We start from the raw sequence: 25,355 nt of genomic DNA, 5'->3' as shown, positions 1-25,355 counted from the left end.
GCACGTCTCTTTTCGTCAAGCTTCCGTCTAACAAAGGAGTGTGACCACCTTTGAACCCCAACGTCAAACGACTGCTTGGCCTAATGCTCGTCATTCTTGTATGCTTAAGCACTACAACAGCAACCTTTCGCACGTATGCGGCGCTGCCGAATCAACTGAGGTTATTTGAAGGACAGCAAACGAAGCTTGATCTCGTGATGCCTGTTCAGGCTTCAGCGACGGTAGATCGACCGGATATTTTGCGTGTGAACGGCGAGAATCGACCTACATTCCAATTATCACCGAATCGTCCAATTTCATTACAGTCAGCCCAATCTGGTCAAGCAGAGCTGAAATTGAAGCTGTTCGGAGGCATTCCACTCAAGACATTGAAAGTGAATGTAGTTCCGAATTTGCGTGTCATTCCCGGAGGTCAAACGATTGGCGTCAAAGTCAAATCAGCAGGCATCCTTGTTGTCGGCCATCATCTTGTGAAGGTTGAGGGAGAACGCAAAGTATCTCCAGGTGAAGAAGCAGGTGTTCGCCTTGGTGATCTCATTACGAGTATGAACGGAAATCGATTGAATGATGTAAGCAAGGTTGCGGATATCGTGAAGCAGGCTGGCGAGAACAAACGTCCACTTGATCTTGTAATTCGGCGCGGCGATACTGAAGTGAAAGCTCAGTTGACCCCCGCGTACGATCAGGAGGACAAAACGTGGCGGCTAGGCTTGTACATCCGAGATTCAGCAGCCGGAGTAGGAACTTTGACGTTCTATGCTCCAGACCAAGGAGTGTATGGGGCGCTTGGACATATCATTACGGATATGGACACGCAGACTCCGATCGTGGTGGGGCAAGGTGAAATTGTCCAGTCCCATGTAACTTCCATTTCGAAAAGTCAAAATGGAGAACCAGGTGAAAAACGTGCTCAATTTGTGAAGGAAAGCCGTGTTTTAGGCAATATCGAACGCAATACGCCATTTGGCATTTTTGGTAAGATGGTATCGAATCCAGAACATAGTGTATATAAAGAACCGATTCCTGTTGCATTCCGCGAAGAGGTTAAGGTGGGACCTGCCGAAATGTTGACCGTGGTGAATGGTCAACAAGTGGAACGATACAAGATTGAAGTCGTCCATGTTACGAAGCAATCAGCACCTGCAACCAAAGGGATGGTTATCCGCATAACAGATCCGCGGCTGCTGCAAAAAACCGGAGGCATTGTGCAAGGGATGAGCGGCAGTCCGATTATTCAAGATGGCAAATTGATTGGTGCAGTTACGCATGTGTTCGTCAATGATCCAAGCTCAGGCTATGGATGCTTTATCGAATGGATGCTGCAGGATGCTGGTGTTGTTCTGGCTTCACCTCAGTCAATGAATGAAAAAGGGAAGGTTCACGTTCAACGTGATCCTTCTTTTTCTTTTACATCACGACGATCGCATCAATCTTCAGGATATGTCGAATCGATACGAATGAATACGAAATCTGTTGGATCGTTGGACAAATCATTAATTATAATAGAAAAATTTTAAAAAATAAAGAAAAAAAGTTTTCGACAGAAGGAATTTCATCTTTGATGTCGAATAACATGATCTGGAAGCGATAAACACCAAACCGGTTACTATCGTGTGCGAAACTTTGACAAGGGAGGATCCCAAGTTGCAAAAGATCGAAATATTGTTAGCGGACGACAACAGAGAATTTACAAATTTGTTGGCTGATTTCTTATCCGAACAAGACGACATGGTCGTTACTGGTGTTGCCTATAATGGCGAAGAGGTGCTCCAATTCCTTGAGCAGACGAGAGCGGTGCCTGACGTGCTCATTCTCGATATTATTATGCCTCATTTGGATGGTTTGGGTGTACTTGAGCGCTTGCGCAATATGGACTTGTCCCCGCAACCGAAGATCATTATGCTCACAGCCTTCGGCCAAGAGAGCATTACGCAACGTGCGGTTCAACTTGGCGCATCCTATTACATATTGAAGCCTTTCGATATGGACATTTTGGCGAATCGTATTAGACAGCTGGCAGGTGTTGCATCCAATGCTTCGGTAACTGGAGGATCTGCTAGTAACTTAATGACATCATCTGTATCGAAGTCGAATGTCGTACCGCTTGGCAAATCCAAAAACTTAGACGCGAATATCACGTCTATCATACATGAAATCGGTGTTCCTGCGCATATTAAGGGGTACCAGTACTTGCGCGAAGCAATCACGATGGTGTACAACAATATCGAAATTTTGGGCTCCATCACGAAAACGCTGTATCCAGCGATCGCGGAGAAGTACAAAACGACACCAAGCCGCGTTGAGCGGGCGATCCGCCATGCGATTGAAGTTGCATGGACTCGCGGCAACATCGACAGCATCAGCCGTCTCTTTGGTTACACAATCAACATAAGCAAGTCGAAGCCTACGAACAGCGAATTCATCGCGATGGTCGCTGATAAGCTGAGAATTGAGCATAAGGTGTCGTAAATGGCTCAACGGTGAGGCTTTGCGGGATCACAACGCAAATATAAAAATATCGATAAACTATTCACTATTTATGCAATAAATCCGTTGATTTATTGGGTCTGTGAAATACGTGCAGACGGAGGAATGGAATCGTGAAAGTAACATTATCCTCATATGAACAGTCGCTTTGACTTTTTAGTACTTGAATAGAGAGCATAGGGTTGATAAATTGGCGGATGTGAAAAAGGGTCATATCCGTCAATACATCTCCTATGTTCAAGAAAGAGGTAAGTACACAGTAGTAACTCGATTGCGCTGCTTTCAAAATCGTCCTTTTAATGGCTCGTCTTCTTTTTCTGAGAGTGGTTTCGTCAATTCCTATCCGATAAGCCATATGACGATTGATAATCTCGTAATGTCCTGAATCATTATTCGACTAATCCTCGTGTTTACCTTCGATAGTTAGTGGGAAATTTCCGTCCGCCAACGCTCAGATCCGTCAGCAACTCCCGTTCATGTACACGCGCAACCTTTCGTTAGCTTGAGTGGTTATGAGCGACCACAACATCCGCATGTTACTCGTATATCCGCGACACTTAAAATCCGCGCGTTTTCCTTCCGTATCGCGAGTTATTTCGTATACTTTAATTCCACGATTTCTGAACTCTCGTCTAATCTCCGTCATTCGTTACGCGATCCATTGCGGCCGAAATCATATCCGTATATATTTCCGGATTTCTCACGGAATCCGCGATAATCTGTTTATCGCGCTCGTATGCGGACAATATCATCGGGAGCAGTACGTATGATTTAATCAATTCGAGTTCCTCTCCGGTTGCCATCGTAGGAGGCATCGTTAATCACCTCGTGTAATATTTCGGTTAGTTTACATTATGGGAACGTTTGTTCTTATTATACGCCGATTCAAACGATCGAGCAACGTTATTATCCTCGGAAATAAATTCGACTATTTATTATATATAAGTTGAACTAATGCTAGCGACTAGAATAACTAATACAAAGCCGATCAGCCACCGTAAAGACCAGTTTGAGTCTTCCTTTCATTTCGTTCAGAAACGGTTTCAGTAATTTTGCATGATGAATACGGGCATTATCCAGTATTAAAACGATTTTTCCTATAGGATAAGCATCGACGACTTTCCGGCGAAATTGAGAAAAATCCTTCGACGGCTTCTCGCAGCAGCATACAGTCTTGTTTGTACTCCTCGATTAACTTTTCCATCCAATCTCTCCTTCATCATATTTTGTGTAACAGGTCATATACGATAATATGATTCTTCGTTAGAGAACAATAAACTTCATGGTTTTAACCAATAAAATGAAACCCAAAGAGATATATTCATTAAGTCCTCACATGTTTGTTCCACTATCTAAATTCTATATAATTTGTTGCCTCGGGCGTGTATCTCAACGGCTGGAGCATCAGTTCTATCTAAATGAATCTTCTAATGAAGAATATTGAAATATTGTACATGGCGATACGATGAGGACTGGGAAATTCTTCATAGAGGCATCAAATCAGGGGTGAACAAAGTATACCAGCTCATCAATTAAGAAGCTAAGCATCTTCGATGAAGTAATACTCAGTCAGATACAAAAGTCGAGAGTAGATGAGCATTGATCACAACGAGGTCAGTGCTTTTTTCATGGAATGAGAATAATCCAGGATGTTATTCGGAGTTAACGTGTATTACAATAGGTTTATAGAAAAATGTTCCAAACCAAAGGAGAATTTCTTGTACATGAGAACGATATTGGTCGCAGACGACGATGAAAATATAGTGGAACTGATAGGATTATATCTCCGAGCAGAAGGATTTCACGTTATTGAAGCACGGGATGGGATGGAGGCGCTACGGTACATGGATGCGGAGCGAGTCGATCTCGTCATTTTAGATATTATGATGCCGAATATGGATGGGTGGGAACTGTGCGAGGAGCTGCGCCGTTCACATCCTGATTTGCCTATCCTTATGGCTACAGCCAAAGGGGAACCCGGGCAGAAGGTAAGAGGATTCCAATTGGGAACGGATGATTATATAACGAAGCCATTCGATCCAGTGGAGCTGGTGATGCGCGTCAAAGCACTGCTCCGGCGTTACCGAATTGCATTCTCGCAGGTTGTGCAGCTTGGCCCGCTGCGCTTGGATCGAAGCAGTTATAAAGTAATGATGGAGGATGACGACTCTGTCATTACACTGCCACTGAAGGAATTTGAACTCTTGTTTAAGCTTGCGAGTTGCCCTGGGCAGATCTTAACGAGGGAACAGCTCATACAGGATATATGGGGGATGGACTATAAAGGGGACGACCGAACCGTTGACGTACATATTAAGCGGCTCCGTGAACGATTTTCCAACTACTCGGAGATCTTTAATATTGTGACTGCTCGCAGCCTCGGATATCGAATTGAGGTATGTCATGATTAAGACCCTGTACGTTCAAGTGGTGCTTACGTTCATATTAGCAATTATTATCGGCATTATTGCCGCCTTTTCTGTGTCGGGGTTGTTGTTTCAGAAGGAAATGGAAGAAGTGTCGTACCGTCAATTGATGAATCTTGGTGATGACTTGGCTCGTCTGCGTACTTCGATGTCAGCATCTCAATTTAAGGATTATGTGATGTCGTTGAAGGCACTTACGATGTATGAGGTTCGGATATTGAATAGTGATGGAGACACTGTTATTCACCACAATGAGAAAGAACGGGCAGGTTACCCCATTAAGGCAGAACAGCTGAAGAAGGTGCTGGAAGGGGAGCGGATTCGTGCAATTGCGGACAATGATGAACAAGAGCCGATTATCGGGATCCCTATACAGATCGGTAACGAGCGTCAGGCTTTATTTTTGCAAATGTCGATTGGCGGGTTGGATGTAATCGGCCGATTTATTACAATGGTTCTCGTCGTCGTGCTTGTTGTTGGCAGCTTATGTTTCCTGATCGCTGCCCGATTTGTTGTATTGCCGGTTAAGCGAATGACTGCAGCTACGAGGAAGATGGCAAAAGGGGATTTCTCGGCAGAGCTGCGCATGAGGAGAAGAGATGAGATTGGCGAGCTGGCGAATAGTTTCAATCAAATGGCTAAAGAGCTGAACCAGCTTGAGCAGATGAGGCAGGATTTCGTCTCCAATGTATCGCATGAGATCCAGTCCCCTCTAACCTCAATCATAGGATTCACTAAAGCTCTAAAATCGAATGTCATTCCGGAACAGCAGCGGGAGAGATATCTGCACATTATTTTAACGGAAAGTGAGCGATTATCTCGGGTAAGCGATAACCTGCTCCAGCTGGCCTCTCTGGAGTCGGATCATCATCCGATGAACATGAGAGCTTACGCGCTCGATGAGCAGCTTCGGAGAATTGTAGTGGCCTGCGAGCCGCAATGGAAAGACAAGACGCTGCATATGGATTTGCAGTTGACTCCTATAACGATTGTCGCGGACGAAGATCTGCTTAGCCATGTTTGGATGAATATAATCGGCAACAGCATGAAGTTTACGCCGAACAATGGGACAATTACCATTTCGTTAACGAACCAGCCGACAGGGTGGACGCAAGTGACGATTACCGATACCGGGATAGGTATCCCTGATCAAGAGCTAAATCGAGTATTTGAGCGGTTTTATAAAGTTGATCGGTCAAGGCGTAGAGATGGAAATGGAAGTGGTTTGGGACTGGCAATTGTCAATAAAGTCATAGCGCTTCATCAAGGGACAGTCACAATTGCGAGCCGTACTGGGGGAGGAACGACGGTGACGATTAGACTGCGATCGCCTAATGCGATGTAAGGAATTGCAATCATGAAATTAATATATAAGAGAACGAATGGAACCATAGCCAAAGGAGAACCGCGGTTATGGTTTTTTTATCCACAAATTTGCAGAACATTATTGTAAAAATGTTCCTGAGTTCATACTCCGTTCATATTTCCTTGTTAGCGTATATCTCAAGCTATCGCAAGGGGACGCGGAGACGTTAAGGAGGAGGAAGAGACACACATTATGAATTCGTTGATTCGATTTTCAATGAAGAATGTGGCTGCGGTGTTCATTATCGTAGCAATGCTGTTCGGGGGAGGTATCTATGCGTCGACGGGCTTGAAAATTGACAACATGCCAGACGTTTCCATCCCGTATGTAATGGTGACTGCACAATATGCAGCACCCCCTCAGGACGTAGTGGAACAGGTTACGAAACCGATTGAGAAGAAGCTCTCCGGCATGGAAAGAATCAAGTCGATATCTTCCACATCCAGTGACCAAACAGCGTCCATTCTTATCAGGTTTGAAGAAGGGGTGGATACTGATCGGAAGAAGGCGGATATAGAAAGCTTGATCCAAGAAATAGCGTTCCCATCGGGTGTAGAACGACCGCGTGTATCCACATTTGGGGTAGCCTCCATCCCTTCCTACTATTTAGCGGTATATGGGAAAGAGGGGGTAACGCAATCTCAATTAGAGGAGCATTTCACCAAGACGATTAAGCCGGGATTTCAAGCATTACGAGGCTTGGATCATATGGACGTGATCGGTGATCGAAGTACACATCTGAGCATAGGACTCCTTCCAGATAGGCTTCGTTCCTATGGGTTAACGCCTGCTCAGGTATCAGAAGCCGTCCGCAACGCTTTGACATCAGGTCCGGCAGGAACAGTGGAATTGGAGGGGAATACGCTGCTTGCCCGCATGAATAACGGATTAACTAGTGTCAAGCAACTAGAGGAAATTGCTGTGCAATCCCCTCAGGGGGATACGATCCGATTGACGGAGCTCGGGAAGATCACTGAGATCTCGGAATCCAAGTTCATCGCGAGGCTGGATGATCAGCCGGCTATCGGTATTTTGCTATATAAGGCGAACGGAGCTAACGCGGTTGAATTCTCTACAGGTGCCGATCGTTTGATGAGCAAGTGGGAATCAGAACTTACAGGTGTAACCTTCAAGAAGGTCTACAATTATGCTGACGAAGTGAAGCAATCCATTGGCGGGCTTGTCCGGGAGGGATTAGTTGGTGCACTGCTTGCCTCTCTCATGATTCTAGTTTTTCTGAGAAATATGCGAATGACCTTAATCGTGCTCATATCCATTCCCCTCTCCGTGCTTATTGCCCTATTGCTGATGAAATGGATGGATATCTCCCTTAATATTATGACGCTCGGCGGCATGTTTATTGCGATAGGCCGTGTGGTCGACGACAGTATTGTCGTCATTGAGAATATATATGCCAAGCTGTATCGGGCTGAGGAACGGAATGAATCCGTTATCGCGCTGGCGACGAAGGAAGTAGCCAATGCAATTACGTCATCTACGTTAACAACAGTGGGCGTATTTGCACCGATCGGCATGATCAGTGGAGCAGCAGGGCAGCTGTTCCGTCCTTTCGCAATTACATTGGCCTGTGCTTTGATGGCATCACTGCTCGTGGCCCTGACTGTTATCCCGATGCTGGCGAAGCTGCTCGTACTGAAGCAGGCTAATGTGAAGGGACATGATGCTGGAGAGCACAAGCCATCCAGAATTACGACCGGCTATCGCAAGCTCTTAGTGTGGTCCCTCAATCATCGGATCAAGACATTGTTCATCTCAATTCTGTTGTTTATCGTCACAATGGTTGCGCTTGTCCCACAGCTTGCCTTTACCTTAATGCCAGAAGGGACACCGCCGCGTCAGTTCTTTTTCACCATTAAGCTTCCTTATGAGAATTCCTTAAAGGCGACAGATAATGTCATGAAGGAGATGGAAGCGGAGCTTCGCGCTGCTAAAGACGCACAGAATAAGCCGCTGTTCACGTTCATTGAGACGCTGGTCGGGTACGCAGGCGATCCGAATGCGATGCCATACATGGCCCAAATCTATACGGAAGTAAATGAAGAGGCTAATGTGGAGCAAGTAAGACGTGAATATAAAGCCAAGCTGGAAGCATATATTCCCGCTGGATCGGAGCTGGATACGCGGACATTGGTAGGGGACTCCAGTGCAGCGCCTGATTTTGTATATGTGTTGTCTGGTGAAGATGCAGTTCAGCTAAGAGAGGCTGCGGCAATCATCAAGCAGGAAATGATCAAATTCCCTGAGTTGTCGGAGATCAAAGATTCGTTAAGCGAAGCTTCCTCTGAAGTGGTGATCGATGTCGATCCGCGGAAAGCGAGACAATTCGGACTAACACCCGCTATCGTCCAGGGCACACTGCAGACGTGGCTGTTCCAAGATAAGATTGGCGAGTATCGGTACCAAGAAGGTCTGTTGTCCACGGTAGTAGAGACGGAGAAGGGGTTGAGTGGTGATCTGAGCGCGGTTGGGCAGATTCAACTGAGAACACCGACTCAGGAAACCATTTCAGTTGCGGATATCGCTACGATTAAACGAGTGAAGTCCCCAGCTTCCATTAAGCGAGACAATCAGAAACAGGTCATCAATGTTACGGCGAAATTAAATGGACAGAACAAAGGCGGTATTAGTGCACAAGTAGCAGCCTCCTTAGATCTGATCCAGCTGCCAGACGGGGTTGGACGATCCGTGTCGGGCATAAGTGCAGATATTGGAGACAGCTTTGGACAGTTATTCATAGCAATGGCTGCGGCAGTGTTTGTCGTGTACTTGATTATGGTACTTACGTTCGGCAATGCGACTGCTCCATTTGCGATTATGTTTTCCCTGCCGTTTGCAGCTATAGGCGGTGTGCTTGGTTTGATTGTTACGAATGAATCGATTAATATTACCTCCTTAATCGGTTTCATGATGTTGATCGGCATTGTAGTGACGAATGCCATTGTGTATATCGATAAGGCGCAGCAGCTGCGAGAAGCCGGACAGGATGTGAGGAGTGCGTTGATAGAAGCGGGTATATCCCGTTTGCGGCCTATCATCATGACGGCAGGAGCAACCATTATGGCGCTGCTTCCACTTGCATTTGGATTCGGCCACGGTACGCTTATATCCCGCGGATTGGCGGTTGTTGTAATTGGCGGCTTGACGGTATCCACATTATTAACGCTTGTGGTTGTTCCAATTATGTATGATATGATAGCTCGGCGTAAAAGAAAAAAGAACCAGTTTCTTGATCAACAAGGGAATGGAGCAGCGCCGCTAACAAAAGGGAAGGAGACCTCATCATGAATCAATCCCATTTACGAAGCATGAAAATACTGCTTATGTTGATGCTTGCGGGAGCGGCTGTGGGAGTGGCTGGGTGCTCTGCGTCGGATCAAGTGAATGGTCCCGAAGCGACAAGCGAACAACATTCGCAATCTACAGTTGCAGAGGTTAAGACGACCGTTGTGACCAAACAGATCATGGGGGCCGCACCTGAGATCGTCGCTGATATTGCGCCGTCAGTGACGATAGACATCGTAGCTAAGGGTAGCGGAGAAATTGTGGCAGTGGAGAAGAAGCGCGGAGATCGTGTGAAGCGCGGAGAAGTGATCGCTCGGATGGATGTGTCGCGTATTCTTTCTCAAAAGCAGCGAGCAGAGCAGGCGTTGCAGAATGCCAATAAACTGCTGGAAACTTCACATGAGACGAAACGTGTGAACAATTCGGAAACGCGAATGTCCATAACGAAGATGGAAGAGCAAATCGAAGAGCAAACAAAGGCGTTGAATAAGCTGAAAAACGGCTATGATGAAGGCACTGTAGAAAAAGCTTCTGTAGAACAGTCTGAGCTGCAACTTAAAAATACAAAGTTTGATTTGCAAGTGTTGAAAATGAAGCTGGATACAGCGGAAAGACTTGCAGAGGATGTAGGTACCGAGGATCAAATCTCGGCAGCAGAGTTTCAATTGAAAGAGGCGCAATTTGCGATTGCAGAAGCTGAAATCAAGGCTCCTACCGATGGCGTCTTGACAGAATGGACTGTGCTTGCTGGAATGAATGTGGCTCCAGGCACGAAGATCGGACGCGTTGCCAATGTCCACACCGTTCGCGTACAGGGGAAAGTGACCGAAGACATGCTTTCTCTGCTTCATGGTAAGAAGAAGTTGCCTTTCTATGTGTCTGGCAAGCCAGAAAAAAAGTATGAGGGCTCTATTACCTATTTATCCGCAGTTATGGATATGGACACACGTACGTATGCTGTGGAGCTGTTAGTGGATAATGCCAAGCTTGAATTAAAGGCGGGGATGAAGGTTCAGGTCATTCTTGCTGGGGAGAATGAACGCAAGGTTCCTGTCGTACCAGCAACTGCTGTCGTACGTGAACAAGGCTCTGCATTTGTGTTCATCTATCAAAATGGTACGGCGATTAAGCGCTCTGTCACACTTGGCACATTGGAGGATGCGATATATCCGGTAATTGAAGGATTGCAGGATGGAGAATCCATTATTATCTCAGGCCAGCACCAACTGAAGGACAAACAACAGGTGCGGCTTGCGAAGTAGAGGAGTTGACAAGATTTGAAACAGAAAACAATTCAGGTCGTGGCTTTTGCCGCTCTGTGCGGAATAATTATTGGGACTCTTCCGACAGAGGCGCTTGCTGCTGCCACAGATGGGAGCAAGTCAGCTAATACTGCTAATCAAACTACGCATCCTGCCAGCGCAGCGAAAGCGAAGCCAGTTCAGAAGCAGATACCGAAGGCTCAGGACTACTGGAAGAATAGGTTTGGATTACAGATTGACCTAACCAATGTGATTAATAGCGTAACGGACAAAGGGAAACAAGTTGCTGCCACCATGAAAATCAAAAATAATTCTGGCAAAAAGCTCCGTCTCCCTGATTATGAATTATATGTACTGATGGATAACAAAAAGGAATATGCGATGATATCTAGCGAGAACAGTGCTCGTGTTCTGTCTCAGGGCGAAGTGGTGGAGTGGAGGTTAATGAGTCATGTCGTCGAAGATGACATGGCGGCTCCTGTACGATTTATTTGGAAGGAAGTTAATCGGGAGGTATATCCGAAAAAGGAAACAGTCGTTGCGGTGATGGATGTCGTGCAGCCTGCATGGGAAAATGACTATACTCCAATTACCGATCCCGCCTTGATTAAGGAATGGGGGCAATCCTTCCAACTGCAAGCATTGTCGGATTCATCAATGCTTACGTATACGCCTGTAAGCATCATGAAGAGTTCAGGCAAGCCAGCGCAAGTGGCCGAGCGGTTCAAACAAAAGCTGGAGACGGTTCATGTGGTCACTTTCCGTGTCGTAAACAGGAACAGTATACGCGAGAATGTCCCAGACATCAAATTGACGGCATGGTCGAACAACGATCTGTATCAGTCTACAAAACTGGGCAAGGCTCCTGAATCGCTCATGCCGGGTGAGGGCGCAACGCTGCGATACGCTGTAGAGACAGGTGCGAATACGGTGCTGACAGGATTGAAGCTATTAACCTCGGAATCGTTCCTGCCTCCTGGGGCTGCCGATCCGACCAAGGCTGCAACCTATCAAGTAGGGCGATTATATATTAACATTCCGAATCGAGGAACGAGTCAGGTTGTACCGACCGACTATAAGCTGCGGGATAAGCTGAATTTCAGCGATAGTACGGATTTATTTCCAGAGGGCTTGAATGTCTCAATGGAAGAAGAGACGCTGTTAGAGAACAAGGAAGCAGGATTCAGAGCACTTCTTCTCCGTTTCAAATTCGAGAATAAGAGCAGCTCCTCAATCACGATCCCATCCTATCAATTTGAACTGGAAGATAAGGATGGATCTCGATTTGGAGGGGAACGACTTGGTGCCAAGACGGATAAGAAATCACTGCTTCCAAGCGCTGCTGTAGTTGAATCTCACATGTTCGTGATCCCTGATGGCTCAAAGGAACCGGAGTTACTGCTGCATGTTGTCGACAACCGAGAAGAACAAACCTATCCTTTCATTGTGGATACGTTCCGTTTCAAGACGAGTTACGATAATACTGGAGACTTGCTGTTTGATATGTATCCATTCCAATTGAAAATTAATGATTGGGGAGGAAGTTGGTTGCGGGGTGGAGCTGACATGGTTCAATCGTCCTCGTACGCCTTAAGACTGAAACTGAATATTATTCGGGCGAAGCAGGTAATGAGTGAGCCGAACTTATCGAAAATCAAACTGGAGCTAACCGATCATAGCGGACGGATGCTTGGATCCAAGCTGTTCTCACTTGTTGAGGAGCCACTCTTGAGGGAAGGAGAACAGAACATCATTTTTGAGAACATTGATATGCTTGGCTTGAGTTATCCTGTCACGGTCAGCTTCTATGAAATGTTTGATACGCCATATGGACCGGTAAAGCGGTTCCTGGGTAGAGTGATAAGAAGTTAATTTTGACCAGAGATTAACTACTATGATAGAAGAGGGTTAGAGAATTATTTTCTCTAACCCTCTTCTCTTATTGTTACAGATCGAGTAAAGGCAACATCCATTCCTTTAACCCCCGAACTTGTCCACGTTTACGAATGCGAAATACAGCCCTATTCACCAAATCGTTTTAAACTTTCTAGGAAATCACCAACAGACAGCTCGCTTATTTGATTAAGCAGGTTATCCATTTGGGTTTTCTTGCGAAGAGAGCCGACCAGCAATACCTCAACGGCTTGATCGCGGTCGACAAGAACAGATTGAACCTGCAGAGAATTGGTTAATAATGCAGCAATAACTGCAATTTGGTCAATGCTTAGTTTAGGGCAGTTGGCTTTTTTCTTATTATTATTTTTAGAGTTTCCGTTTCCATTTCCACTTGATTTTTTATTATTATTTTTTGAAAAGGACACAGCCACTCACCCTCTTATCAGATTACTCTCCAATTGTCTCTGCTGGTGCTGCCCCCGTTCCTTGAATGATCCCAAACGCATAGGCAACGAACAGAACTATGACCACAATGAGAAGTATCAGTCGTTTATTGTCATCTTCATCGGTCATGCTCATTCTCCTTGGTGACACGGTATTTTATCATGATTATTGTAATCAGGATGAGGGGGAAAGGTTCCAACAGTTCGGCCTAATCTGGCAGTAAATCATCCAGAATACTGGCTTACAAAAATGTAATGTGGCAAATACAGTGTATTTCGTTGACTTTTGATCGTCTAATCGATAAAGTTACGAATGCGACTATAGTGATAAAGAGGGTTACAGATGAACGCGTATCTATTTCCAATTAAATTTGCTTTTCTTACGTTCCCGATAGCGGCATTACTCTTGACGCTTCCTTTTTTAATCGTGCAATATCGCAAATACGGGTATGTCAATAAGGTTCGCGCTTTGGTGCTTTATTCCATGCTGCTCTATTTCATTTCTGCTTATTATTTGGTGATATTGCCGCTGCCGCAAAATGTGCACAATTGTGTGGATCGGGCAGGTGCAGTATTTGAGCAGCTGCGCCCATTCCAATTCGTTCGCGATATTATGAAGGAGTCTAATGTTGAATGGTCGCATCCAACGACCTATGTACAGCTGCTGAAGGAAAGGGCCTTTTTCCAGGCCGCATTCAATGTGGTATTGACGCTGCCGCTTGGCGTATATATGCGCTACTATTTCCAACGATCGTTCTTGCAGACGACGGTTATTGCATTTCTTGTCTCATTATTTTTTGAGATTACGCAACGAACAGGCTTGTATGGGTTCTATGATTGTCCATATCGGTTGTTTGATGTAGATGACTTGATTTTGAATACTGCAGGGGGCTGTATCGGATTTTTACTGGCACCAGTATTTACATACTTCCTGCCGCGTTCACACCAGCTGGATGATCATGTAGATCTGAGCAAGAAGCCTGTTGGATTCATTCGCAGAGGAATCGCGGTGTGGCTGGATATGACATTGCTATCGATTATCATGGGTTGCATATACATTGTATACCGTACGATTGCATATGGAGACAACTATAGCAATTTCGAGCTGAGTGAATTCAATTTCTTGTATTTGGCAGCAGGTGTTTTCGTTTATTTTATACTCATACCAACGTTTACGGATGGGAAAACCTTCGGCAAATGGGTAACACGTATCCACTTGGTTCAGGACGATACAGAGGGTTCCCTTTGCAGAATTACATTTGTCGGTTTGCTAAAGCGATACGGTATATTGTATTTCGGTGTGGGTGGCATCAATTACGTACTTGGATATGTATTGAAGTTCAACGAGGCTATGGATTCGCTGGTTATGATAATGGTAGTGATTGCGTGGCTTGGTTTCAACGGCTTACTCTTCCTGCACCTCATGCTGCATCTGTTCAAGAAAGATAAGCGTCTATTTTACGAAAAAATAAGCCGAACTCGTAATGTGATTACCATCCCAGAACGAATGAGGCGAGAGATGGAAGATGAACATTATGCTCCTTCTGCGCAGGATGAATCAGTTGGTAATGAGCCTGAATTCACATCTAAACCAAACTACGATGACATCCTGAACAAAGAGCTGGTTGTTGATGACATGACAACCTCAGTACCATCCAGCCATGAAGTGCATTTAGATGATACACCTGAAAATCAGGTTATGCAGGCTCCGCAGTTAACAGGGTCAGCACGTTCGAATAATGCTCGCGACTTGGTTGATCAAGAGCTGGCTCGTCTGAAGGAGAAGCTGGCGAAGAAAGAAGAATAATTACAAATAATAAGGGCCTCTAATCATCACAACATTTGTGATCATAGAGGCCCTTCTTCTTGGAATTTCGTTCATCTAAATCGAGATGCGGGCGTAAATTGGTAATAAATGCAGTATAGAACAATATCATTCGTTGTTTGACCAGAGGTTACTCCTAATGCGCCAGCAACAATTCTTATCGTGGCTTACTCTTTGCCTTCTACTGGGCCATCCGCACTTGGACGGAAGGATGGTGGCTTGGGGCTTTTTTTTGCACGGAAACGTGCCGCTACGTAGTTGCGCTTGCGGTCGCGATAAAATATCCATCCCCCTATGAAGCCCACGCCAATAATGAACAGAAGCAGACCAGCAGTGAAGGGCAGCCATTGGAATGCGGGGGCAGACAGCTTATCATTGCCATGGTCGACCACATAATCGAACACAGCATTTTTCATAAGCAGAAATCCGCTTGTCGCGGTTACGCCTGGAATAACCAGAAGCAGAACCGCAATAAATCGAGTGATAACATGTGTTTGCTTCATTATGATCTTCACCTGCTCACGTCATGTAAGTTAGCTTCATATTACCTTGATTGCGCATACTTGTCTAATGTTTCCTCTCTTTAAGAACCAATAGAATGACAGTTGTCATGTTTGCTGCGCAAAGAAAAGGGAGTACAATAGAACCATCGGAAATGAACACGAAAGGGGAGTTGCTTGCATGACGAAACAAGTAGATGTTGCGATTCTGGGTGGAGGAACTGGAGGTTATATCGCTGCAATTGCAGCAGCCCAGGCTGGCAAGTCAGTCGCTGTCATTGAGCGTGAGAAGCTAGGGGGAACATGCTTGCATCGAGGATGCATCCCAAGCAAGGCTCTGCTTCGGAGTGCTGAAATATACCGTCAGACAGGAGAAGCCGCATCCTTCGGCATCGAGATTGAGGGACGGAAGCTGCGCTTTGATCGGGTTCAGGCTCGCAAGCAGAAGATTGTAGACCAGCTTCATAAAGGTGTGCAATTTCTGATGAAGAAGCACAAAATTGAAGTCATTCATGGAGTGGGACGGATTATGGGTCCTTCCATCTTTTCACCAAGAAGCGGCTCAGTCGCCGTAGAATGTGATGAGGGAGAAGCGATTACAATCGTACCGAACCATGTCATCATTGCAACAGGATCACGCCCGCGCATTTTGCCGGGACTTCCAGTAGATCACCCTTCTGTTGTTACGACGGATGAGGCGCTAGAATGGACAGAGCTGCCGAAGAGAGTGGCGATTCTAGGGGGCGGAGTCATTGGGGTAGAATGGGCTTCCATGCTGACAGACTTCGGTGTTGAAGTGAATGTCATTGAGTCTGCTGCTCATCTTGTTCCGCAGGAAGATAAGGACGTCTCAACCGAACTTCAGCGTCAATTGGCGAAGCGTGGTGCGCGAATACATACACAAGCAATTGTTGAACCAGAGAAGGTTCAGATAGATCCGGACACAGGAGAAGTGAAGCTCGAGATTGTCTCGAACGGACAAGCGATAGACATAAATGCAGACAAGCTGCTCGTATGTATTGGAAGACAGGCCAATATCGAGAACATTGGGCTGGAAAATGCGGGCATTGAATTCGGCAATGGTCGAATTATCGTTAACGAATTTATGCAAACAAATGAGTCTCATATATACGCGATTGGCGATGTTGTTGGGGGATTACAGCTTGCTCATGCAGCATCTGCAGAAGGAATACTTGCAGTTCGCCACATATGTGGCGAGGCAGATTCGGGGATCGATTCCCGTCGTATACCTCGCTGCATCTATACAGCGCCAGAAACGGCATCCATCGGTTGGACGGAGAAGGAAGCAGTTGAAGCGGGATATTCGATTAAGACGAGCAAAGTTCCGTTTCAAGCAATAGGCAAGGCAATTGTGCAGGGTGATACGACAGGATTCGTGAAAATAATTGCAAATGCGGATACCAATGATTTACTTGGAGTTCACATTGTCGGGCCTCATGCTACAGAACTGATAGGCGAGGCAGCAGTTGCACAATGGCTTGATGCAACACCATGGGAAGTAGGCGAAGTTATTCATCCGCATCCTTCACTAAGCGAGATTATGGGCGAGGCAATGCTTGCTGTTGATGGTCATGCGTTGAATCTATAAGGGGATGAGAATAGTCTGACGTTTTCTTTTGGGAATGTTCAGAGTATAATAGTTTTTAGACTCTAGTCTTAGTACCTGGTATTAGATTACTGACCACTGTTCATTGACTTGTGTGCAGGATAGCTATGGAGCTGCTCTGTACAAGGGTCAAAGAACGGACTTTGCGATAATAAAGGAGGATGACTCCATGACACCAGATATGACGACTCGTCAGCAGACGAGACATGAAGAGCTTGGCCTAACCCATAAGCAGGCACAGGAAATGTACCGCATGATGCTTCTTGCACGCATGTACGATGAACGTGCGCTGCTGCTGCAGCGTGCCGGTAAAATCAACTTTCACGTATCAGGCATAGGCCAAGAAGCAGCGCAAATTGGCGCGGCTTTTGCGCTCGATCATCAGAAAGATTACTTCCTGCCTTATTACCGAGATTATGGATTTGTCATGTCGGTTGGTATGACCGTACGTGAACTAATGCTCGCCTTGTTCGGCAAAGCGGGCGATCCGAACAGCGGTGGGCGCCAAATGCCAGGTCATTTCGGCTGCAAGCGGCTGCGTATCGTAACCGGCTCTAGTCCGGTAACGACACAGGTTCCACATGCGGTAGGCATAGCTCTGGCAGCGAAGATGCGCAATGAAGATTCTGTATCATTTGTGACGCTTGGAGAAGGTTCCAGCAACCAGGGAGATTTCCATGAAGGCTGCAACTTCGCAGGAGTTCATAAGCTGCCAACCATCATTATGGTAGAGAACAATCAATATGCCATCTCTGTTCCGATTGCGAAGCAAATTGCAGGTCGCGTATGTGATCGGGCTTTGGGTTATGGCTTCCCAGGGGTTCAGGTTGATGGCTGTGATGTGTTAGAAGTGTACCGGGTTATGAAGGAAGCACGTGAACGTGCTGTCCGAGGTGAGGGGCCTACGTTGGTAGAAGCAGTCATGTATCGCTTGTCTCCCCATTCAACTGCGGATAATGACATGGTATATCGTACGAAGGAAGAAGTGGAGGAGCACCGGAATAAGGACGGTCTTCCTCGATTCAAGGCCTACCTGATTGAATGCGGCATCTGGTCTGAAGATGAAGATGCTGCTCTGCGCGCTGAACTGAAAGCTGTGCTCGATGACGCAACCGCATATGGCGAACAGGCGCCGTTCCCGCAAGGGGAAGAAGCACTGAAGCATGTCTACGCGGAGGAGGGTCAGGGAACATGGCAGTAATAGAGTATATTGACGCAATTCGACTTGCAATGAAGGAAGAGATGGAACGAGACAGCAATGTATTCGTGCTCGGTGAGGATGTCGGGGTCAAAGGTGGCGTCTTCACAACAACCAAGGGGCTGTATGAACAATTTGGCGAAGCTAGATCGTTAGATACACCGCTTGCAGAGTCGGCCATTGCCGGCGTTGCAATTGGAGCCGCTATGGTAGGAATGAAGCCAATTGCTGAGATGCAGTATTCGGACTTCATGTTCCCAGCAACGAACCAAATCATTAGTGAGGCCGCTAAGATTAGATATCGTTCAAACAATGACTGGACCTGTCCACTTGTGATACGTGCCCCAATTGGCGGCGGTGTTGCAGGGGGGTTGTACCATTCACAATGCCCGGAATCTGTATTTTTCGGGACACCAGGTCTAAAGATAGTTGCTCCTGCAACGGCATACGATGCCAAGGGTCTGCTGAAGGCGGCAGTTCGTGATCCTGATCCGGTTATCTTCTTCGAGAATAAGAAGTGCTACCGAATGATCTCGGGAGAGGTTCCAGTTGAGGACTACGTAGTACCGATTGGTGAAGCGAATGTAGTTCGTGAAGGAACGGATATAACAGTTATTGCTTACAGTTTGCCAGTCCATTATGCATTACAAGCTGCGGAAGAATTGGCGAAGGAAGGCATCAGCGCACATGTACTGGACTTGCGTACGATTCAACCGCTTGATCGAACAGCGATACTTGAAGCTGTCTCGAAGACCGGCAAAGTGCTGATTATTCATGAGGACAACAAGACTGGCGGCGTCGGGGCAGAGGTAGCGGCAATCATTGCAGAAGAGCTGCTCTATGATCTCGATGCGCCGATTCAACGTCTGTGCGGACCGGATGTGCCTGCAATGCCTTATAGTCCTCCGATGGAGAAATTCTTCATGCTGAATAAGGACAAAGTGAAGGAAGCGATGCGCCAATTGGCGATCTTCTAATCGAATGGCAGACGGTATGAAGGAGGAGAGAGACATGGCACAGCTTATGACGGAACTTCTCCTTCGACCGTACAGAACGGGAGTGTGAAAAAGATGTCTTCAAATCAGGGAACAGAAGTATTGATGCCGCAGTTGGCAGAATCCCTTGTACAGGCGACTATCGGCAAATGGCTGAAACGTCCAGGGGAGACCTTTGATGCGTATGAACCGATTTGTGAAGTGATTACAGATAAGGTCGTAGCTGAATTGCCAGCAACAGAAGCAGGCATTATGCAAGAAATTGTGGCGCATGAAGGCGAAACCGTTGCGGTAGGCGCGGTGATCTGCCGTGTTCAGTCACAAGCTGCTGCATCTGTGCCATCGTCAGCTGCAGGTGCCTCTGAGCAGAATCAGGGCCATTCAGCGGATGCTTCAGTAAATCAAACGGGGCAGGATATGCGCAATCGGTATTCACCCGCCGTGCAGCGACTTGCGCAGGAGCACGGAATTGATTTGCAGCGAGTGGCTGGTTCTGGATTGGGCGGCCGCATTACACGCAAAGATGTAATGGCTGCAATTGAAGCTGGTGGAGAAACCGTAGTAACACCATCAAGTGCTGCTACAGCTGGCAATGCACCAGCCTCATCGACTGGTATAGAAATAGCTGGTGGAGCAAGTGCAGCCCCGCAACCAAGTGCGGTGCAGCATGCAAGCGGGCATGTGCGTAACACCGGACTTCATCTTACAGAAACGCCGCGCATACCTTCGATTGAAGTAGAAGGAAGAACACAAGCTGGCAATGGAGAGACCTTCATTGACGTCACACCGATTCGGCATACAATCGCAACGCGTATGCGCCAGAGCGTCTCTGAAATTCCGCATGCTTGGACGACAATTGAAGTCGACGTTACGAATCTTGTACAGCTTCGCAACAAGATTAAGGATGAATTCAAGCGCAAGGAAGGCATTAACCTGACTTATTTGGCATTCGTCCTGAAGGCGATCGTCAATGCGATCAAGGATTATCCGATTATGAACTCGGTGTGGGCTGTCGATAAGATTATCGTGAAGCGCGACATTAACTTGTCTTTGGCTGTAGGTACAGAAGATTCTGTATTAACGCCTGTCATTAAGAAGGCTGATCAGAAGAACATTGCAGGGTTGGCACGAGAGATCGATGAGCTGGCACGGAAGACAAGAGAGGGAACTTTGTCTCCGAATGATATGCAAGGTGGGACATTTACCGTGAATAATACGGGGTCGTTCGGCTCCATCCTGTCTTATCCGATCATTAATTATCCGCAGGCTGCCATTCTTACCTTTGAATCGATTGTGAAGAAGCCTGTTGTGATTAATGACATGATTGCCGTCCGCTCGATGGCGAATATGTGTCTGTCGTTGGATCACCGGATATTAGATGGCGTAATTTGCGGTAGATTTTTACAACGCGTGAAAGAAAATCTCGAAAGCTTCTCATTGGACACGAAAGTGTATTAAAATAGAATCAGCACGAATCGACGGAAGAAAGCGTGATGACAATGAATAATGAATGGAACAAAGCGGATAAGGCTCTTCGTGTAACCCATATGGGGCGTGTCGATTATGGCGCAGCATGGGATATGCAGAAGGAACTCGTTCATGCCATTGATGGTGGTACGAGAGAAGATACGCTGCTGCTATTGGAGCACCCTCCTACGTATACAATCGGTTCACAGCGCCACCCGGAGCATTTGCTGCTAAGCAAGGAAGAACTGGAGCGACAAGGAATTGCACTGTACGAGATTGATCGTGGCGGGGATATTACATATCACGGTCCAGGACAGCTGGTCGGTTATCCGTTAGTGCTATTGGATGGGCCACAGCTTGATCTTCACGGGTATTTGCGATCATTGGAGGAAGCGATTATTCAATTTCTTGCGACATTCGGTGTAATCGGAAGCCGCAAGCCAGAGTATACCGGTGTGTGGGTTGGCAATGTTAAGATAGCTGCGATAGGTGTGAAATTCAATAAATGCAGACGCCGTCGTGGCTTCGTAACCAGCCATGGCTTTGCACTCAATGTGAAGAGCGGCATCCAGCATGAAGGGTTCTCAGGCATTATTCCGTGTGGAATTAGCGAGTATGGGGTAACATCACTGGAGGATTGCACAGGTCAAACCTTCACAGTGGAGCAAGTAGGCCAATTGCTGCTGCCTCATCTTATTCATGTTTTCGGATTCGAAGCGGCCAAGCTTGACACTTCGTTGTTGGTGTAGGGGCTGCAATTAAGTTCAAGCCATGCGATTGCTCGCATGGCTTGTCCCGTAGCTGCTCTGCTTATGTGGTTGCAAGATGAGATGCAGCTAGGTACCCCTAGCATGGATCAGCTTGAAGCACTAGCCATATATAAATGGCTCGACAATCACAAGCACGGTGGATGCGAGCATCGCGGCGAGCATGACATATATAATGATTTTAAACCATCGTTTGGATTGCATAAGAACAGAGAACTCCTTTCATCAATAAGATCATGAGTTATTCTCTATTGTACCTTAAATAAACGTTTGGAGGAAAGAGATATGGTTCAACAGGAAAGACTTGTAAAGCACTTTATGGAATTGGTTCAAATTGATAGTGAGACGAAAAACGAACGTGCGATCTGTGATGCGTTGAAACAGCAGTTCGAGGCACTTGGCCTCCAAGTAACGGAAGATGATACAACGTCTGCAACTGGACATGGAGCAGGAAACCTGATTGTGAACTGGCCAGCAACAGAAGGTCAAGAGAACGCAAAGCGTTTGTTCTTCACCTCCCATATGGATACTGTTACACCGGGCAATGGCATTAAGCCGCAGCTTGGCGAAGATGGATATATCCGCAGTGACGGTACGACGATTCTTGGATCAGACGACAAGGCAGGCCTTGCTGCTATGTTCGAAGCGATCCGACTCATTCAAGAATCGAATACACCACACGGTTCGATCCAGTTTATCATTACAGTAGGTGAGGAATCCGGCCTTGTAGGTGCTCGTGTAATGGACAGCAGCCACTTGCAGGCTGACTTCGGTTATGCGCTGGACTCAAATGGTGAGATTGGAGCAATTGCAGTTGCGGCTCCTACGCAAGCGAAAATTACAATGGAAGTGTTTGGTAAGTCCGCGCATGCAGGCGTGAATCCGGAAGATGGCATCAGTGCAATTCAAGTTGCCAGCAAAGCGATCTCCCGTATGCCGCTTGGACGCGTTGACCACGAAACGACTGCGAACATCGGCAAATTCGAAGGCGGTGGAGCGACGAACATTGTATGCGACTATGTGAAGCTGCATGCGGAAGCGCGCAGTATCGTACAGCATAAGGTTGAAGCTCAAGTGAAGGCAATGAAGGAAGCGCTCGAGAGTGCTGCAGAGGAATGTGGAGCAAGAGCCGAGTTCCACAGTGACATCGTGTACCCTGCATTCCAATTCACAGAGAAAGATGAAGTTGTGCAGCTCGCGAAGCGTGCTATTGAGAGTATTGGCGCAACGACGCGCTTGTTCCATTCAGGCGGCGGCAGTGATGCAAATATCTTCAACGGCATGGGTGTACCTACCGTTAACTTGGCAGTAGGATACTTGGACATCCATACGACGAAGGAGCGTATTCACATATCCGACCTGGTGAAGACGAGTGAATTGGTAGTCGCGATTATTCAACAAGCTGCACAAGCATAATGCACGCAATAAACATGTAGCTTGCTTCTGAATGATTATTGCAGGAAATGAATGAAATGATTATCATACTCAGCAGTTGTGCTGCATAGGATAAGCCCTTGTTCGATACCACTCATGAACAAGGGCTTAATTGTTTTGAAACGGTTCGATTGTGCATAAGATGCAGGGGGATTAAGCATGGTAAGGACAGAACAGCGGAAGCCGCCAAGAGGTAAGCTATTTGCTCGATAATTTGCGGGTGGCGGGTTGGTTGTCCAATATCTGAGACAGTGGAGTGTTTCCACCATGGCGCATCATGAGACGACGCAGTTCGGCGATTACTTCTTGCTTCTTGCCTACTAACAGCATTTCCTGTGCTTGATATATGCGTTGCATCCATTCATCACTCCCGGATCGAATCGGACAAGCCGTAATGATATAATGGGTATGTTCAGCGGAACGGAAATATGTACATAAAGGAGCACGAATATATGAATGAGCAACGAGGTTCTGAACGGGCAAGCAATCCCTTAGAAGAAGTTACAATAGAGACGAAGCCTATTTTTGATGGGAAGATCATTAAGCTTCAGGTAGATACGGTTACGCTCCCTAACGGTTCGACTGCAACAAGGGAGATTGTCCGTCATCCAGGGGCTGTTGCGGTATTAGCGATCAAAGAGAATAAAATGCTTGTTGTTGAACAGTATCGCAAGCCTCTTGGGCGCAATCAGGTTGAGATTCCAGCGGGCAAACTTGATCCGGGTGAAGAGCCAATCGTAGCTGCAATGCGTGAGCTTGCGGAGGAGACAGGCTATCGTACAGATCATCTCATTCCATTAGGCTCATTCTATACATCGCCTGGTTTTGCGGATGAAATCATTCATTTGTACGTAGCAGATCAATTGATAGCTGGCGAAGCACATACGGACGAAGATGAATTTTTGGAAGTAGATGCGATGACGCTAGAGGAAGCATTTTCTGCGATGCGCGCAGGGCGAATTAGCGATGCGAAGACTATCAATGCGATGTATGCATGGCAAATTTACAAACTAACAGGAAAGTGGCCGGTATAACCGAATGGAGAATGCAGCAAGAAGTGGACAGCATGATGAGTTGCATACCATGTATGGTGACTTCCATATTCATATAGGCAGTACCTCGGAAGGACAGCCTGTGAAAATCAGCGCGAGCCGCAACTTGACCTTCGAGGCAATAGCACATGAAGCTTCCGAACACAAAGGGGTTCATCTGATTGGCATCATTGATGCGCATGCGCCGGGTGTACTGCGGGATATCGCAACGCTTCTTGATAAAGGCGAGATGGAGGAACTTCAGGATGGCGGTATCCGGTATAAGAACACCACGATATTTCTAGGAACCGAGCTCGAAATTCGTGAAGAAGGATATGGCATTGCACATGTGCTGTGTTATTTGCCGAATATCCATGCAATGGAACGATTCTCGAATTGGCTAACCCCTCATGTCACCAACATGAGTTTATCGTCCCAGCGTGTGTACTTGCCAGGGCGAGCACTGCAGGAAGAAACTGCGGCATATGGCGGATTGTTCGTGCCTGCGCATGTGTTCACACCTTTTAAAAGTATATATGGGAACTGTGCTGACAGAATGGCAGATGTGCTCGATCTGGAGATTATAGATGCTGTGGAGTTGGGCTTAAGTGCTGATACGGAAATGGCGGGATGTATCTCTGAGTTGGATCGTTTTACATTGCTGACGAATTCAGATGCACATTCACTAAGTAAAATTGCAAGGGAGTACAATGCACTTGCCATGGCTTCACCAACATTCAAGGAGTGGGCAATGGCCTTGCGTAGGGAAGCTGGACGCGGGGTTACAGCCAATTATGGTCTTAATCCGCGGCTTGGTAAATATCATCGCACTTCTTGTGCGAAATGTGGCCACGTTGTAGACAGTACTGCTTCCGTAGAAATCACAGATACCCACGCGAATCAGGTACAGCCAAGATGTCCAGAATGTGGTTCAACGAAGTTCATCCGTGGTGTATCCGAGCGGATACGTTCTATCGCAGATCGCGAACAATCGGAGATTCCAGCTCATCGCCCGCCATATTGCATGCAGATTCCGCTTGAATTCATCCCTGGTGTAGGGAAGCGAACGCTTGCCAAGCTGCTGGAGCATTTCGGAACGGAGATGAACGTACTGCACCATGCAACGGAGGAGGAACTCAAGCAAGTGGTTGGACAAGCTACAGCAGAACTTATTGTGCTCGCTAGGAGCGGACAGCTGTCTCTACAAAGTGGCGGCGGAGGCACATACGGCAAAGTAATTACAGGAGAATAGTTCGAATCATAAAGGGACGAGCATGAGCATAAGCTGGATGGACGAGGTATTCGTCGCTTCAACTTATTCGAAAGGG

At 46.7% G+C, this 25,355-nt stretch carries 21 protein-coding genes and 2 pseudogenes; 16 read left to right on the top strand and 7 right to left on the bottom strand.

Annotation, left to right across the window (positions count from 1 at the left end):
* Positions 1–50 precede the first annotated feature (50 nt).
* Together spoIVB and spo0A are read left to right on the top strand one after the other, a co-directional pair.
* Positions 51–1,517 carry a SpoIVB peptidase gene (gene spoIVB, locus BP95_RS31050; RefSeq protein ID WP_021252969.1) on the top strand — a complete coding sequence of 489 codons (1,467 nt, stop codon included), beginning with the start codon at positions 51–53 and terminating at the stop codon, positions 1,515–1,517.
* A gap of 127 nt (positions 1,518–1,644) precedes the next feature.
* Positions 1,645–2,469 carry a sporulation transcription factor Spo0A gene (spo0A, locus tag BP95_RS0120665; RefSeq protein WP_021252968.1) on the top strand — a complete coding sequence of 275 codons (825 nt, stop codon included), beginning with the start codon at positions 1,645–1,647 and terminating at the stop codon, positions 2,467–2,469.
* 650 nt (positions 2,470–3,119) lie between these two features.
* Here spo0A and BP95_RS0120660 read toward each other — a convergent pair.
* Together BP95_RS0120660 and BP95_RS32695 are read right to left on the bottom strand one after the other, a co-directional pair.
* Entirely contained in the window at positions 3,120–3,302 is a 183-nt protein-coding gene (locus BP95_RS0120660; RefSeq protein WP_021252967.1) for a YhjD family protein, read from the bottom strand.
* Positions 3,303–3,444: 142 nt separating this feature from the next.
* Positions 3,445–3,624: pseudogene (locus BP95_RS32695) on the bottom strand (hypothetical protein); the annotation flags it as partial.
* 587 nt (positions 3,625–4,211) lie between these two features.
* Here BP95_RS32695 and BP95_RS0120655 point away from each other — a divergent pair.
* From BP95_RS0120655 to BP95_RS0120635, 5 genes are all read left to right on the top strand, one after another.
* A complete protein-coding gene (locus BP95_RS0120655; protein WP_021252966.1) occupies positions 4,212–4,898 on the top strand; it encodes a response regulator transcription factor in 687 nt (228 codons plus the stop codon).
* A complete protein-coding gene (locus BP95_RS0120650) occupies positions 4,891–6,258 on the top strand; it encodes a sensor histidine kinase (protein WP_021252965.1) in 1,368 nt (455 codons plus the stop codon). Before BP95_RS0120655 ends, BP95_RS0120650 begins: the two co-directional genes overlap by 8 nt.
* Positions 6,259–6,471: 213 nt before the next feature.
* Complete coding sequence (locus BP95_RS0120645; protein WP_028533128.1) at positions 6,472–9,585, top strand: efflux RND transporter permease subunit; 3,114 nt, start codon at positions 6,472–6,474, stop codon at positions 9,583–9,585.
* A complete protein-coding gene (locus BP95_RS0120640; protein WP_028533127.1) occupies positions 9,582–10,844 on the top strand; it encodes an efflux RND transporter periplasmic adaptor subunit in 1,263 nt (420 codons plus the stop codon). The genes BP95_RS0120645 and BP95_RS0120640 overlap by 4 nt, the downstream gene beginning before the upstream one ends.
* Positions 10,845–10,859: 15 nt before the next feature.
* Complete coding sequence (locus BP95_RS0120635) at positions 10,860–12,716, top strand: DUF4352 domain-containing protein (RefSeq protein ID WP_021252962.1); 1,857 nt, start codon at positions 10,860–10,862, stop codon at positions 12,714–12,716.
* 149 nt (positions 12,717–12,865) lie between these two features.
* Here the strand turns inward: BP95_RS0120635 and BP95_RS0120630 are convergent, their stop codons facing one another.
* Positions 12,866–13,165, bottom strand: coding sequence for a hypothetical protein (locus tag BP95_RS0120630; RefSeq protein WP_021252961.1), 300 nt, complete (start codon positions 13,163–13,165; stop codon positions 12,866–12,868).
* 22 nt (positions 13,166–13,187) lie between these two features.
* Positions 13,188–13,313: a hypothetical protein gene (locus BP95_RS34325; protein WP_260612150.1), complete on the bottom strand. Its 126-nt coding sequence runs from the start codon at positions 13,311–13,313 to the stop codon at positions 13,188–13,190.
* A 213-nt stretch (positions 13,314–13,526) separates the two neighbouring features.
* On the opposite strand from BP95_RS34325, the pseudogene BP95_RS0120620 reads away from it, so the two are divergent.
* Positions 13,527–14,681: pseudogene (locus tag BP95_RS0120620) on the top strand (VanZ family protein); the annotation flags it as partial.
* A gap of 494 nt (positions 14,682–15,175) precedes the next feature.
* Here BP95_RS0120620 and BP95_RS0120615 read toward each other — a convergent pair.
* Entirely contained in the window at positions 15,176–15,511 is a 336-nt protein-coding gene (locus tag BP95_RS0120615) for a DUF2627 domain-containing protein (protein ID WP_036667322.1), read from the bottom strand.
* 178 nt (positions 15,512–15,689) lie between these two features.
* On the opposite strand from BP95_RS0120615, the gene lpdA reads away from it, so the two are divergent.
* The 5 genes from lpdA (at position 15,690) to lipB (ending at position 21,544) form a co-directional block, all read left to right on the top strand.
* The gene (lpdA, locus tag BP95_RS0120610) at positions 15,690–17,117 is read left to right on the top strand and encodes a dihydrolipoyl dehydrogenase (protein WP_021252958.1); all 1,428 of its coding nucleotides are present in this window, start codon (positions 15,690–15,692) and stop codon (positions 17,115–17,117) included.
* A gap of 187 nt (positions 17,118–17,304) precedes the next feature.
* The gene (locus BP95_RS0120605; protein WP_021252957.1) at positions 17,305–18,336 is read left to right on the top strand and encodes a thiamine pyrophosphate-dependent dehydrogenase E1 component subunit alpha; all 1,032 of its coding nucleotides are present in this window, start codon (positions 17,305–17,307) and stop codon (positions 18,334–18,336) included.
* Positions 18,327–19,310, top strand: a complete 984-nt coding sequence (locus tag BP95_RS0120600; RefSeq protein ID WP_021252956.1) for an alpha-ketoacid dehydrogenase subunit beta — start codon at positions 18,327–18,329, stop codon at positions 19,308–19,310. Before BP95_RS0120605 ends, BP95_RS0120600 begins: the two co-directional genes overlap by 10 nt.
* A gap of 93 nt (positions 19,311–19,403) precedes the next feature.
* Positions 19,404–20,786, top strand: a complete 1,383-nt coding sequence (locus BP95_RS0120595; RefSeq protein ID WP_021252955.1) for a dihydrolipoamide acetyltransferase family protein — start codon at positions 19,404–19,406, stop codon at positions 20,784–20,786.
* A gap of 41 nt (positions 20,787–20,827) precedes the next feature.
* Positions 20,828–21,544: a lipoyl(octanoyl) transferase LipB gene (lipB, locus tag BP95_RS0120590; RefSeq protein WP_036590568.1), complete on the top strand. Its 717-nt coding sequence runs from the start codon at positions 20,828–20,830 to the stop codon at positions 21,542–21,544.
* Between the two features lie 120 nt (positions 21,545–21,664).
* Here the strand turns inward: lipB and prli42 are convergent, their stop codons facing one another.
* Positions 21,665–21,766: a stressosome-associated protein Prli42 gene (gene prli42 / locus BP95_RS33260; protein WP_005546772.1), complete on the bottom strand. Its 102-nt coding sequence runs from the start codon at positions 21,764–21,766 to the stop codon at positions 21,665–21,667.
* A gap of 81 nt (positions 21,767–21,847) precedes the next feature.
* Here prli42 and BP95_RS0120580 point away from each other — a divergent pair, with 81 nt between their 5' ends.
* On the top strand, positions 21,848–22,978 hold the full coding sequence (locus BP95_RS0120580) for a M20/M25/M40 family metallo-hydrolase (RefSeq protein ID WP_028533124.1): 1,131 nt from the start codon (positions 21,848–21,850) through the stop codon (positions 22,976–22,978).
* Positions 22,979–23,194: 216 nt separating this feature from the next.
* Here BP95_RS0120580 and BP95_RS33255 read toward each other — a convergent pair whose 3' ends face one another.
* Complete coding sequence (locus BP95_RS33255) at positions 23,195–23,353, bottom strand: hypothetical protein (protein ID WP_155987318.1); 159 nt, start codon at positions 23,351–23,353, stop codon at positions 23,195–23,197.
* Between the two features lie 95 nt (positions 23,354–23,448).
* Here BP95_RS33255 and BP95_RS0120570 point away from each other — a divergent pair, with 95 nt between their 5' ends.
* The gene (locus BP95_RS0120570) at positions 23,449–24,030 is read left to right on the top strand and encodes an NUDIX domain-containing protein (RefSeq protein ID WP_021252952.1); all 582 of its coding nucleotides are present in this window, start codon (positions 23,449–23,451) and stop codon (positions 24,028–24,030) included.
* Between the two features lie 4 nt (positions 24,031–24,034).
* The gene (locus tag BP95_RS0120565) at positions 24,035–25,279 is read left to right on the top strand and encodes an endonuclease Q family protein (RefSeq protein WP_021252951.1); all 1,245 of its coding nucleotides are present in this window, start codon (positions 24,035–24,037) and stop codon (positions 25,277–25,279) included.
* Positions 25,280–25,355 lie beyond the last annotated feature (76 nt).

Source organism: Paenibacillus sp. UNC217MF (assembly GCF_000686865.1).
Taxonomy (GTDB): Bacteria; Bacillota; Bacilli; order Paenibacillales; family Paenibacillaceae; genus Paenibacillus_B; species Paenibacillus_B suaedae.
The sequence above is the reverse complement of the archived record's forward strand: the minus strand, read 5'-3'. Positions and strand labels throughout refer to the sequence as shown.